This window comes from Alteromonas gracilis, assembly GCF_043642145.1.
Lineage (GTDB): Bacteria > Pseudomonadota > Gammaproteobacteria > Enterobacterales > Alteromonadaceae > Alteromonas > Alteromonas gracilis_B.
Window position 1 is genome coordinate 18,768 of the sequence record NZ_JBHZRZ010000016.1, and the last position, 12,886, is coordinate 31,653.

The window sequence follows — 12,886 nt, forward strand, 5'->3', positions numbered from 1 at the left end:
TTCACCACTGATGCCTGTAAACTAAAACTTAAAAAGGCGTTCACGAAAGACCAATTTTCAAGTCTTTACCTTTGTGTGAATTTCATACAGCATAGGAAGTAAGACGCTGAGAAAGCGCCAAAAACTAGTGTTAATTTACCGAGAAGTCATAAATACATTTACCGCTGGTGACAATTACACCAGTGCGCACTAAATTGTGATGTATGACTGTTCTTTATTCTTTCAGGTGGTATCATGCGCAGCCATCTGAAATGTGAGGGTGTTCCTATGCAAAAGAAAGGTGGTAATTCGCACGAAGACAAGTCGTGTGATATTGGTTTTATCGGTTTAGGGGTGATGGGTAGTAACCTAACCATGAACCTAGTGGACCATGGCTATCGTGTAGCGTGTTTTGATTTAGACCAAAATAAAGTTGAGTCTATTTTAGCTAAAGACGCAAGCGAAAGGGCCGAAAATACTGAGCCTCGTGTTGAAGGCTGCAGTTCTTACACCGAGCTTTTGAGCAAATTAAAAGCCCCACATCTAATTATCATTTCTGTACCAGCAGGTGACCCTGTTGACCACGTATGTAATCACCTTATAGACGCGGGTATTCACGCTGACGATATCGTTGTCGATACTGGAAACAGCTTGTGGACCGACTCTGTAGCACGTGAAGAGCAGTACAAAGGTAAATTTATTTTCTTTTCTACTGCGGTTTCAGGCGGAGAAGTTGGCGCGCGTTTTGGGCCATCATTAATGCCTTCAGGCAACCCTTATGCGTGGACTCGTATTGAACCAGTGCTTAAAGCTATTGCCGCTAAAGTTGACCCTGAAACGGGCAAGCCTCTGGAAAGCCACACGCCAGGACAGCCTGTGTTAGAAGGCGAACCATGCGCAACGTACATTGGCCCCGTCGGGGCTGGTCACTATGTGAAGATGGTGCATAACGGTATCGAGTACGCAGATATGCAGCTTATTTGCGAAACTTACCACGTAATGCGCGAAGCACTGCATATGGCACCTGCTGAAATTGCAGAGGTCTTTCGCCGTTGGAATGACGGTAAGCTGAATAGCTACCTAATGGAAATCAGTGCTGAGGTACTTGAACAGCTAGATCCAGAAACTCATCAACCGCTTGTTGATGTTATTCTGGATAGAGCAGGGCAGAAAGGGACAGGCCTTTGGACTGCTGTGAGCGCACTTCAAGTTGGTAGCCCTGCACAAACCATTACATCAGCGGTATTCGCCCGTAGTCTTTCAAGTTTGAAAGACGAGCGTGTTGCAGCAAGTAAAGTACTTGCTGGCCCAGAAGCGCCATCGTTTAGCGATGAAGAAAAAATGTCCATTATTAACAAATTGGAACAGGCGCTATATTGCTCAAAAATTTGTGCTTATGCACAAGGCTTCCAGCTTATGGCAATGGCAGGAAAAGAGCATGGTTGGACTTTAGAGTTTGGCGAAATTGCCAAAATTTGGCGCGCGGGCTGTATCATTCGTGCTGTTTTCCTTCAGTCTATTTCTCAAGCGTATGAGAACAATGAAGATTTAGCGAACTTGCTGCTAGACCCTTTCTTTGCAAAGCAAATTACGCAGTATCAAGCAGACTGGCGTGAGTCTATTGCTCAGGCAACTCTAGCAGGTGTACCTTGCCCAGCAATGATGTCGGCGCTTAGCTATTACGATTCATATCGTACGGCGGTATTGCCCGCAAACTTGCTTCAAGGCCAGCGCGATTACTTTGGTGCCCACACTTATCAGCGTGTTGACAAGCCAGCAGGCAAAAAATACCACATTGAGTGGAGTGATCCGGCAAGACCACAAACAGCTATCAAGAAATAGCAGGATTTAAATAGTACAAACGCATACAATTGAGCGTAAACTATATAAAGGTGTATTTGTTTTCAAATACACCTTTTTTGTTTTAAGAGGTAAGTTATGACGACAGATAAAAATTCACGCGTACCAAATACGGATAAAGACTGGAAACAGGCCCTCAGTGAAGAGGAATACTACGTGTGCCGCGAGGCAGGCACTGAGCGTCCTTTTACTGGCGTGTTACTCGACGAGCAGCGCGATGGTTTGTACGTGTGCAAGTGCTGTAAGGCACCGCTTTTCCCTTCAGACACCAAATTTGATGCTGGCTGTGGATGGCCGTCGTTTTACAAACAGCTAGACGATGGAAATGTAGACTACAGAGAAGATTTGTCATTAGGCATGCGCCGAGTGGAAATATTCTGCAAACAGTGTGGTTCGCATTTAGGTCATGTTTTTCCAGATGGACCTGCACCTACTGGGCAGCGCTATTGCGTTAATTCTTTGTCTATGACGTTTAAAGGTGAAGACGACGTTGAGGTTAAAGGGTGATTGCGCCTGTATGCTGCGAATAACGCGATTAAGGTAAACATCTGGTTAAAAAATAACCTTGCTTGGTTGGCGTGTTAACTTATCAAGAAAAAACCGCCCATAAATGGCGGTTTTTTTAATTATTTACGAATGAAATTGTGTAACTGAATTTCAAAAAATTAGAGCTTATCTAATTTAAGCTTTTTGGCGTTAAATGTACCACTCTCTAAACTACTGACTATTTCGTCAACAATGTTGTCTAAAATTTCATCTGGTAGGTTATATCTATCTCTTAGTTGTATGCGTTGGGCATCATCAAGCTCGTCGTCAAATGCTTCAGCAACGCCATACCAAACATACGCAAACCGATAGTTTTCTAAATCCATACCAATGGAGGCAAGGGAATGGTAAATGCCGCCGTCAATATCATCGCTATCCTTATATAGACTCAGCGCGCGATAGAATGTTTCGATAGTGCGTTCTTGATCAGTTTTAATTAGAACCGAAGCCAGCGAAACTAATAATTCAGGGTCTGAAACACGGTTGCTAGCAGCGTAGCGCTCGAAACGGTGAAAGGCCGCTTTGTCGTTAAAGCGAGACCAGTGATAGTAGGAAAGATAAGGGTCGAGTGAGTTTTTAGTTTCTCGACTTAAACGCTTAATCTCACGCTGAGCGGTCAAAACGCCCTTAAGTCTGGTTGCTTCTTTTCCTTTGTGTTTTATATGTTCGATATGTTGCACCACTTCAACACACGCTAAGTATTCTTCAAAGTTTAAAAGCAACGGATATTTATAGGCGTCATCTTTCGAGTCTTGATTGTTATAACGAAGGCGGATTATTTCAGCTCGTTCAGTACGGCAACGGGCATCTAAGTTTAGGTCTGAGCAAAGTTCGCTATGGGTTTCGCAAATCTCTGTAATTGTGGGTTCAAAGTAGTCGCTGCAGCCGCCTAGTGCTGTAAGCGCGCCAATGTATAGCGCTGATAATTGAATTTTTGTTGGAAACTTACTAAATAAACTCTCTACCGTGTGGCTTTTTATAGAGGTTTTGAAACTTATCAACAATTTGGTCTTCCTAGCTTGTTTATTTAAGATATTGCTCGTCACCGTCAGACGAGAACTCACCTAGTGTACCCTAAAAATAATAAAAAGCTGACGCGTAATTAGGATTTGTTATCAGTCTCTTAGTCAAAATCGGAAGGCTGATGGCAACGACAACACCGTTAAATTAATATCGATGAAGGCAGAAGCATGAATCAACAGTACGAGCAGGAATTACAGAGCAGCTGGCAAGAGCGTCAGGAATACGCAGAAATGATGTTGCCACTTATTGGTAAACTTTACCGCAATAAGGCAGTTGAAATTTCAGTTTATGGACGCTCGCTACTGAACGCCAGTGCGATTGATGTTATCAAAGCGCACCGCAAAGTTCGCCTGCACGAAGGTATCAAGCTTCGCTTACGCGAAAGCTACCCAATTCTAGAGGCGTTAAGTTCCATGAAACTTGCTCCTGCACAAATCGATATTGGTAAACTGGCTTTTGACTTTCACTACGGTTCTGCGGTCGACAACAACGACCTTGCGGCCTACCTTAACGAAAAACTAAACGACGTTGCCGACAAAGAGGACGACCAGAAACCTCAGGACGTTGTACTATATGGGTTTGGCCGTATAGGTCGTTTACTTGCTCGCTTGCTGATTGAGCGTCAAGGTAAAAACAACAAGCTTCGCTTACGTGCGGTAGTGGTTCGAGGCGGACGCGATGGCGACCTAGAAAAGCGTGCAAGTTTACTTCGCCGCGACTCTGTTCATGGGCCGTTTAATGGCAGTATTACGGTTGATCACGAGCGCAATGCGTTAAAAGCAAACGGCTCTTACATCCAAGTGATTTATGCCAACAGCCCAGATGAGGTTGATTATACGCAATATGGTATCGACAACGCGATTATCATTGATAACACAGGTATTTGGCGTGACCGTGATGGTCTAGGTCTTCACCTTAAAGCGAAAGGCGCGTCAAAAGCTATCCTAACTGCACCGGGCAAAGGCGACATCAAGAATATCGTACACGGCGTTAATGATAAAGAAGTAACGCCAGAAGATACGATTGTTTCTGCTGCCAGCTGTACAACCAACGCTATTACACCTGTGCTTAAAGCGCTAGACGAAGAGTACGGTATTGAAAACGGTCACGTTGAAACAGTGCACTCTTACACTAACGACCAAAACCTTATTGATAACTACCACAAAGGCGACCGTCGCGGACGCAGCGCGCCACTTAACATGGTTATTACCGAAACGGGTGCTGCAAAAGCTGTAGCGAAGGCTTATCCAAAATTGGCGGGTAAATTAACTGGCAACGCAATTCGCGTGCCTACGCCTAATGTTTCGCTTGCTATTTTGAACTTGAACTTAAAAGCGTCGGTGGATCGCATCGCAGTAAATGAGTTTTTGCGCGACACGGCACTATTTTCTAAGCTTCAACATCAAATTGATTACACCGCAAGCAAAGAGATTGTATCTACTGACTTAGTTGGCTCTCGCGCTGCATCAGTGGTGGACTCGCAGGCAACCATTGCCGCTGACAATCGCTTAACGCTTTATGTATGGTACGACAATGAATTTGGTTACAGCTGCCAAGTACTTCGCGTAGTGCGCGACATGGCAGGGTTGAGTTTCCCAACGCTTCCTCTGTAAGTTCAGAGTTCGTAGCGTGAAAACGCGATTAAACTGTATAAAAAACCGACCCAAGTGGTCGGTTTTTTGATGATGTAAACATTTTGTATACTTTCCTTTGTATAAAACCCGTTGAGTGCGTGGAATTTGTGTTTACGTCTATGCTAAATTAGCGCTCAAATAATGAGGAAAACGACAGTCTATGCATATTTCCAGTCAATTCGACAGCGGTAACATTGAAGTAGTTAGCGCACAATCACCTGACGATATTCGTCTATCCATCCCTAACGACAACCAATCTGAATTTGCACAGTGGTTCCATTTCCGCCTGGTAGGCGAAACGTTTGTAACGCATTCTATGACCATTGGCAATCTAGCAAAATCAGCGTATCCAGCAGGTTGGAAGGACTACAATGTCCTAGCGTCTTACGACCGTCAAACCTGGTTTAGAATTCCAAGCGAGTTTGATGGCGATAACTTGTCATTCTCACTAACACTTGAGCAACCAAGTGTGTACTTGGCGTATTTCATTCCTTTCAGCTATGAACGTCACCTAGATCTTGTTCACGATGCGCAAATGTCGCTGTTGTGTGAGCACAAGTTTTTAGGGCTAACGCTAGATGGCCGTGATATGTCTATGCTGGTTATCGGTGAAGAAACACCAGAGAAGAAAAAGGTATGGATTACGGCGCGCCAACACCCAGGCGAAACCATGGCCGAGTGGTGTGCTGAAGGTATCATTTACCGCTTGCTTGACGAGCAAGATGGTTTGGCGCGACAGTTGCTTGATAACGCAGTATTTTACGTTGTACCGAACATGAACCCTGACGGCAGTGCACGCGGTCATTTGCGTACCAATGCGGTAGGCACCAACCTTAACCGCGAATGGGCAACACCTTCACAAGAAAAAAGCCCTGAAGTACTTTACGTGCTAAATGCAATGAGCGAGATTGGGGTAGATATGTATCTAGATTTGCACGGTGATGAGGCATTACCGTACAACTTTGTTGCAGGGACCGAAGGTAACCCTAGCTACAATGACGACATTCAGATGTTGGAAAATACATTTAAAGATGCGCTTTTAAATGCAACGCCCGAGTTTCAAGATGAGTTTGGTTACGATAAAGACGAGCCAGGCAAAGCTAACTTAACCGTGGCTTCAAATGCGGTGGGTGAGAAATTTAAGTGTATGGCGTACACAGTAGAGATGCCGTTTAAAGACAATGCCGATGTACCTGATGATATCTACGGCTGGTCGGTACAGCGAAGCCGTCAATTAGGTGAAGATTTGCTTATTGGTGTTAACGCTGTTGTGAAAAAACTTAAAACATCAGAGCAATAAATTAATAAATCAGGGAGCCTTGGCTTCCGCATAAAAGGCCTCGACAAAAAGAGGCCTTTTAGTTATTACAACAAAACAAAAATAATTAAACATAATAAAAAAGGGGAGTTACCTTGGAAGGGTTATATGGTTTTCTAACTATGCTCGATGGTTTCTTAGGGGGGGCGTTCTGGTTTCCTTACGTGCTGTTAGGTGTAGGTCTTTTCTTCACTGTCTATCTTAAGTTTCCGCAAATTCGTTTTTTTAAACATGCTTGGCAAGTAGTAACGGGTAAGTTTGATAAAGAAAGTGACCCAGGTGATACCACACACTTTCGTGCATTAACCACGGCGTTGTCGGGTACAGTTGGTACCGGTAATATTTCAGGGGTGGCATTCGCAATCTTCTTAGGTGGCCCTGCGGCATTATTCTGGATGTGGGTAACGGCCTTTTTAGGTATGACGACAAAGTTTGTAGAAGTTACCTTGTCGCACAAATACCGTGTTAAAACCGAAGATGGCACCATGGCCGGCGGCCCGATGTATTACATGGACCGTCGTTTGAACATGAAGTGGCTAGCCGTTGCATTTGCTGTTGCTACCGTAGTCAGTTCATTTGGTACAGGAAACCTTCCTCAAAGTAATGGTATTGCACAAAGTATCGAAGCTACCTTTGGATTTGAGCCGTGGGTGGTAGGTAGTGTACTGGGTATTCTTCTTGCCCTTGTTATTCTTGGCGGTATTCAAAGAATTGCAGCCTTCACCGCGCGGGTTGTTCCTGCCATGGCTGTGATATACCTAATTGGTGCTTTAGCGGTTATTTTTGCCAATTTAGATAATATTGGCCCTTCATTTTCAGCGGTTATCAGCGATGCATTCACAGGTTCAGCGGCAGCTGGCGGCTTTTTGGGCGCGTCTTTAGCTTATGCATTTAACCGAGGTGTAAACCGTGGGCTGTTTTCAAACGAAGCGGGTCAAGGTTCTGCGCCAATTGCACACGCAGCTGCAAAAACAAAAGAGCCAGCGTCTGAAGGCATGGTGTCGCTGCTAGAGCCATTTATCGACACTATTTTAATTTGTACCATAACAGGCTTGGTTATCTTGTCGTCTGGTGTGTGGAAAGAGAAGCACGAAAACGTATTTGACCGCTCTGACATGTATTTTGTTGCCGGGCAGTATGACGATACGGACCAAGCCGACGTGAACAAGCTTTATGGCTTTTTAAATGAAATTGAAGGCAATGAGGTTGAAGCATACACGGGTTCAATTACGGTAGTTAACGGCACCGCTGTAAGTGATGGCTTTACGCTGCTGAATGCTCGTTCTGTTGCAGAAGATGTGAAGTATGCGGTAGGCAGTGAAGATTTGTTTACCGGCACGCTGAAGATTGTTGACGGTAAACCTGTTAAAGAGAATCTAGAAGTAAGCGGTAAGTCGCTGGTTCACTCTGCGGCCTTAACCACCATTGCCTTTACCCGTGGTTTCTTCGGCGACTTCGGTCAATACATTGTATCTGTTGGTTTAATGTTATTCGCTTTCTCAACCGCCATTGCTTGGTCGTACTACGGTGACCGCGCTATGACGTACTTATTCGGCCCCCGTTCTGTAATGCCATACCGTGTAATTTATGTGGCGGGCTTTGTTTGGGCTGCTTTCTCTGACACCACATTGGTATGGGCACTTTCAGCGGTAGCAATTGTGGTTATGACGTTGCCGAACTTGTTCGGTATTATGCTGCTTTGCAAAGAAATGAAAGAAACCGTAAATGATTACTGGGATCGTCATAAAAAGTAGGGCAACTTAGATTAAATGCGCTGAGTTTCGCTACAAGAAACGGTTAAAGCGTTAGCTCAATAAGCATGTCATTGAAAAATGCGCGTTGGTGTACTTGGAATAAAAGTTTACACCCGCGCATTTTTGTTTTGAGCTGATAAATTTTATCCTCACAATCGACTTCATTGTTGTGATGAACTTAAGTATGATACCCGTCCGCGTAAAAATGCTCGGCACGTAGAAGCGTGAGCGTTTTCATTTCGCACCCAACATATACAGGAGCAACATATGGCATTAGTTGACTGTCCTTCATGTAATAAAAAAACGTCTGATAAAGCGAAGACGTGTCCTCATTGCGGTTTTAAGATTGGTGACGCAACTTCTGAAGATATTGAACGAAAGCAAAGCTTACAAAAGTTTAAAAAGCTACAAAGTATTCAGAACCAGTCACTCCTTGCTATGCTGATATTCGTTGCTAGTTTCGGCTTCATGTATTGGGGCGGCACGCGTCCTGGTGACTTGCAGCATAATCTAGCTATTTTAGGCGCAGTGGTTGGCTTTGTTTGGTACTTAGTAAACCGTGCGCGAATTGTTTATATAAAGCGTTTTCCTAAATGAATATAGAAGCACTTTTAGCCAGCATGACGCCGGAAATTTACGAGCGTCTTCGCCAAGCGGTCGAAACGGGAAAGTGGCCCGACGGCACTCCACTTAACGAAGATCAAAAAGCCAGCAGCATGCAAGCTGTTATGCTTTATCAAGCAAAAATAGAAAAGTCCTCAGAGCACATGACAGTAGGCGAAAGCGGCGAAATTGTACATAAAAGCAAAGCCGACTTTAAACGCTCATTACGCGATGAGCAGGATGATAAAAACACAATAGCGCGGTTTAAACAGGATGATATTTAGTCGTATATTTGCGCCTTCACACCAAAGCCCTAAGCCTGAGAAACGGATGCAGGCGATCGAGAGTCTTTCTCCCGACAAGGCACAAGAAAAAACTATTCTTCACGAACTTGCATTTAATGATGAAGACGCGAATGTAAGTTTAGCGGCACTTGAAAAGCTGAATAGCTTTGTGCTGTGGTTGAAAATGTCGCAAATTGCAAAGCAATCGCGCGTAAAAAGGGCAGCAGAGAAAAAAGTTAATTCAGCGCTTCTAGGCGAGGAAGGTTTTTCGCTTTCACGCCAAGAGAAGTTTTCGTTTTTAACTGAAACTGCTAGCGTCGAACTCGTTGTACAACTATTGCCACGATTACTGGAGAAAGACCCCGATCTTCTCAAGGATGACAGTTTGGCAAACGCCCTTATCGAAAAAGTGAACAAGCCTTCTTTCACACAGTTTGTGTTTTTAGATGGTGCAAGCGAAGGGTTTAAATCACAGCTTATTAGTTCGCAGTCTGATGTATCAGATTTACAGAAACTCGCAAAAAAAGTGTCAGACAGCGAGATTTTAGCGCAAATTACTGGCCGTATTAATGCAATTAAAGATGCTGCCCAACGCCCAGTAGAACTGAAAAAGCAACTTACTTTAGTGCTGTCTAAATATCAGGCTTTGCTCGACAAAACAGATGTTGAAGTGGTTGATACAAAGCAAATAGAGCTAGAAAGTGAGCTAACAGGACTGTTTGCACAACTTGATTTACTTACTCAAGCCGAACGTGCGGAATACGAAGAAAAGCGCACGCGCATAGCTGAGCAAGTAGAGCGATATGTAAGCCGAATTCGCCCTGCTTGGGAAGAAAAGCAACAGGCTGAGCAGCTTTTAAATACTAAAGCGTTGTGTGAGCAACAGTTAACGCACGCCAATAAGCAAGTTTCCTGGTTATATGATAACCGCCTTTGCGAAGCTACACTTGCAGACGTTGCTACGGTGAATGAAAGCGTGCGTGGCGTTGAAGCAACGCTTGAGCAGTTAGCTCGTCTTGGTAGCGATGGTCAAACTGAGAAGCGTATTAACCAAATTAAAGAAGCAGTTAATGCACTTAACGAAAAGCTCGACCGGTTTTCAATGCAACAGCAATATGGTCAGAAATTACTGATAAAGCTACAGCTGCTAGAAGATACAGCCGCTAAAATTGCTGAAGTTAGTGGAAAATCACCTGACAACGCTCAGGTCGAGGAAAGCGAACAAAGTGAAGGCGACGCGACGGAAAAAAATAGTGTAGCCAGTTTAAAAGCTTTGTTTGACGAAACACGCAACGACTTCAAGACGCTTAGCATTGAAATTGATGCTATCCCAAAAGAACTATCAAAGCGTTTTAATGCTGCAACAAACAGTGTTAATGCAAAAGTCAGGGAGCAGAAGTCAAAAGAAAACGAGCAGATTAAATATGTTCGTAAACAAATAAGTGTTATTGATAACTTGATTGCGCAAGGAAAGTTTCGCGTTGCAATTTCAAAGTTTGCCAAGCTTCAAGAAAATTACGTTGCGCTGTCAGACAGCGCGCAAAAGCAAGTAGAAAAACGCTTTGCTAAAACAGCAGAAGATGTTTCGCGTTTAGAAGGGTGGCAAGATTACCTTGCGGCACCGCGCAAACCTGCGCTTGTTGAAGAGGCTCAAGCGCTTGCCGCTACCGAAGCCGACAACATCAAAATGCGAAGCGAAGCGATTAAATACTTACGCAAACAGTGGCTGTCTCTCACACCTACATCAGCAACAAGCACTGATGAGAACGGTCAAGAAGCGGTGTTGCAAAAACAGTTTGACGATGCGCTAGAAAAAGCATTCGAGCCGTGTAGAGAACATTATGCGAAGCTTGACGAACAACGTGCTGCTGCGCGTGACAAGCGCCAATCTATTATTGCAACGGTCCAAGCTATGGATATCGACACACCAGAAGCCGAGCTGGTGAAAATGTTTGATAGAGCGGCTAAACAGTGGCACAGCGCAGGGCAAGTGGAACGTGAGCTCTACGAACAGTTAAAGCAAGAGTGGAAGTCTGTTTCGTCGCCAATTCAAGCTAAGATAAAAACGTGGCAAAGTGCAAATCAGGCGCAAAAGCGCGCTTTGGTTCTTCAAGCTCAAAAGCTTGCCAGCGATGACGACGTAAGCGGCGCAGCGGATGACGCTCAATTACTTCAAAGCCAATGGAAACAAATAGGCCATGCAGGTAAGCGAGAAGAGAGCAAGCTATGGGCCGAGTTCAAGGCAGCTAATGATGCGGTGTTTGAGCGTCTAAAAGCCGAGAGAAAAGTGCAGAACAATGCGTTTAATGCGCTAACTGATACTCTGCTGAACGCTGCTGGCGACATTGATATTGACAGCGACGATGCAGAGTTCAATCAATCGGTGAGTGACATACAAACACAAATGAACGATTTACCTAAAGCGCAGCGCAGCAAAGTGGAGCGAAAGCTTGAAGCACTTGAAGCGAAGCGTACAGCGCGAGTTCAGAACGCTCAATGGCAAACAAAGATCGCAAGAGCGAAAGCTTTGGTGTCATTGCTTCAACTTAGCATGGGCGAGGGAAGTGGTGATGAACAAGATTTAGCTGAATTATTGGGTAAACGTTGGGCGAGTGTGCTTGGACAGTCCGATGGAAAGGCAAATAACCAACACGACAGAGAGTGGCTAACCGTTGCTCTTGAGGTGGCAACGGGCATGCCAAGCCCTGATGCCGACGCGCCCATTCGTTCAAGTGTACAGTTGCAAATGATGACGTCTAAATTAGAGCAAGGCGAAGCGGCAACTGCGCCTGAAATACTTGCAGACTGGCTTTCGCACGATACGGTAAGTAATGCTGAAAACCAGCAAGTACAGCGTGTTATTGCTGTGCTTGACGCACACCCAGAGATAGTAAATTAGACGGAAAGTAAAAAATGGAGAACAGTGTAGAGTTTCAGTTTGAAACAGAAATGTCTGCCTATCGCTTTTTAAATACCGTCAAGCACTTTGATGCTGAAGGCTTAAGCGTGAAGTTCGGACGCTCTGACCACCATGTCAGTGTTAAGTATCGCTACGTAGTGGGTGAGTTTGATTCCACGTTGTCGAATTTAGATGATCTTGCGCGTGAGTTAGGCGGTGAAGAAGTTTAATAGCGTTCTATGCTAGATGAACAAAGAAGGGCCAAACTAAAGTTTGGCCCTTCTTTATAAGACGTGTTATTAACAGTCTTGATCTTCAGCGTCTACGCCTTCTTTAACATCTTCACATGCGTCCTCAACGGCGTTACCAGCATCGGTAACAATCTCGTCTAACTCTTCACCTGCGTCTTCTGCCTCACCATCACCACATGCTGCTAGCGATAATGCGAAAGCTGATGCTACTAGTACCTTCGACAAATTCTTAAATGAAAACATATCCTTACTCCTTTTTCCTGTTAAAACTAATTTCAAACTTTCGGCGACTTACCACGTAATGCGTTAGCGATAAGTGAAATGACTAGCAACGCGATAAACACAAAGAATAGAAACTGTGCGATACCTGTTGCTGCACCTGCGATGCCTCCAAAACCAAAAACTGCTGCAATAATGGCGATGATAAAAAATGTGATTGCCCAACCTAACATAACTTAATCCTCGTATTGCTTCCGTTACTTTCACATAATCTAATGCTAGCTTCGTGCCTGTTTTTTAAAGTGTTGATTTTAAAAGGTAATATTTTTTATTAGGGATCTTGTTTAACGCCAAGTAATTGAATTTAAGGTCACGATTACACAAGCGAATGCACTTTTTACATGGCTTGCCATAGCCTAAGTGCGATAAAAAAGTGGGCTGTTTTCATGATATATTGGTTTTCCTGAATAGAGTCGTCGTCATTTTCAACCGCAACGAGAAAAAGTACGCCACGCG

Annotated in this window: 12 protein-coding genes; 9 read left to right on the forward strand and 3 right to left on the reverse strand. The window is 44.3% G+C overall.

The annotated features are described in order from the left end of the window. Nucleotides 1–267 precede the first annotated feature (267 nt). On the forward strand, nucleotides 268–1,821 hold the full coding sequence (gndA, locus tag ACHUFN_RS19090; protein ID WP_394224327.1) for an NADP-dependent phosphogluconate dehydrogenase: 1,554 nt from the start codon (nucleotides 268–270) through the stop codon (nucleotides 1,819–1,821). Nucleotides 1,822–1,917: 96 nt separating this feature from the next. Further along, complete coding sequence (gene msrB, locus ACHUFN_RS19095) at nucleotides 1,918–2,346, forward strand: peptide-methionine (R)-S-oxide reductase MsrB (protein ID WP_394224328.1); 429 nt, start codon at nucleotides 1,918–1,920, stop codon at nucleotides 2,344–2,346. Between the two features lie 158 nt (nucleotides 2,347–2,504). Here the strand turns inward: msrB and ACHUFN_RS19100 are convergent, their stop codons facing one another. Continuing rightward, on the reverse strand, nucleotides 2,505–3,449 hold the full coding sequence (locus tag ACHUFN_RS19100) for a DUF2989 domain-containing protein (protein WP_394224329.1): 945 nt from the start codon (nucleotides 3,447–3,449) through the stop codon (nucleotides 2,505–2,507). A 126-nt stretch (nucleotides 3,450–3,575) separates the two neighbouring features. Here ACHUFN_RS19100 and ACHUFN_RS19105 point away from each other — a divergent pair, with 126 nt between their 5' ends. The 7 genes from ACHUFN_RS19105 (at nucleotide 3,576) to ACHUFN_RS19135 (ending at nucleotide 12,130) form a co-directional block, all read left to right on the forward strand. Next, nucleotides 3,576–5,021, forward strand: a complete 1,446-nt coding sequence (locus ACHUFN_RS19105) for a glyceraldehyde-3-phosphate dehydrogenase (protein ID WP_394224330.1) — start codon at nucleotides 3,576–3,578, stop codon at nucleotides 5,019–5,021. A gap of 181 nt (nucleotides 5,022–5,202) precedes the next feature. Then, the gene (locus ACHUFN_RS19110) at nucleotides 5,203–6,342 is read left to right on the forward strand and encodes a M14 family metallopeptidase (RefSeq protein WP_394224331.1); all 1,140 of its coding nucleotides are present in this window, start codon (nucleotides 5,203–5,205) and stop codon (nucleotides 6,340–6,342) included. 113 nt (nucleotides 6,343–6,455) lie between these two features. After that, a complete protein-coding gene (locus ACHUFN_RS19115; protein WP_394224332.1) occupies nucleotides 6,456–8,114 on the forward strand; it encodes an alanine/glycine:cation symporter family protein in 1,659 nt (552 codons plus the stop codon). Nucleotides 8,115–8,381: 267 nt separating this feature from the next. Then, complete coding sequence (locus tag ACHUFN_RS19120; protein WP_394224333.1) at nucleotides 8,382–8,711, forward strand: zinc-ribbon domain-containing protein; 330 nt, start codon at nucleotides 8,382–8,384, stop codon at nucleotides 8,709–8,711. After that, entirely contained in the window at nucleotides 8,708–9,001 is a 294-nt protein-coding gene (locus ACHUFN_RS19125) for a YeaC family protein (protein ID WP_136782844.1), read from the forward strand. Before ACHUFN_RS19120 ends, ACHUFN_RS19125 begins: the two co-directional genes overlap by 4 nt. After that, the gene (locus ACHUFN_RS19130) at nucleotides 8,991–11,900 is read left to right on the forward strand and encodes a DUF349 domain-containing protein (protein ID WP_394224334.1); all 2,910 of its coding nucleotides are present in this window, start codon (nucleotides 8,991–8,993) and stop codon (nucleotides 11,898–11,900) included. Before ACHUFN_RS19125 ends, ACHUFN_RS19130 begins: the two co-directional genes overlap by 11 nt. A 14-nt stretch (nucleotides 11,901–11,914) precedes the next feature. Continuing rightward, a complete protein-coding gene (locus ACHUFN_RS19135; RefSeq protein ID WP_394224335.1) occupies nucleotides 11,915–12,130 on the forward strand; it encodes a hypothetical protein in 216 nt (71 codons plus the stop codon). A 69-nt stretch (nucleotides 12,131–12,199) separates the two neighbouring features. Here ACHUFN_RS19135 and ACHUFN_RS19140 read toward each other — a convergent pair whose 3' ends face one another. Together ACHUFN_RS19140 and ACHUFN_RS19145 are read right to left on the reverse strand one after the other, a co-directional pair. Beyond that, nucleotides 12,200–12,394 carry a hypothetical protein gene (locus tag ACHUFN_RS19140; RefSeq protein ID WP_394224336.1) on the reverse strand — a complete coding sequence of 65 codons (195 nt, stop codon included), beginning with the start codon at nucleotides 12,392–12,394 and terminating at the stop codon, nucleotides 12,200–12,202. Nucleotides 12,395–12,426: 32 nt separating this feature from the next. After that, nucleotides 12,427–12,603, reverse strand: a complete 177-nt coding sequence (locus tag ACHUFN_RS19145; RefSeq protein WP_394224337.1) for a DUF1328 domain-containing protein — start codon at nucleotides 12,601–12,603, stop codon at nucleotides 12,427–12,429. Between the last annotated feature and the right edge of the window lie 283 nt (nucleotides 12,604–12,886).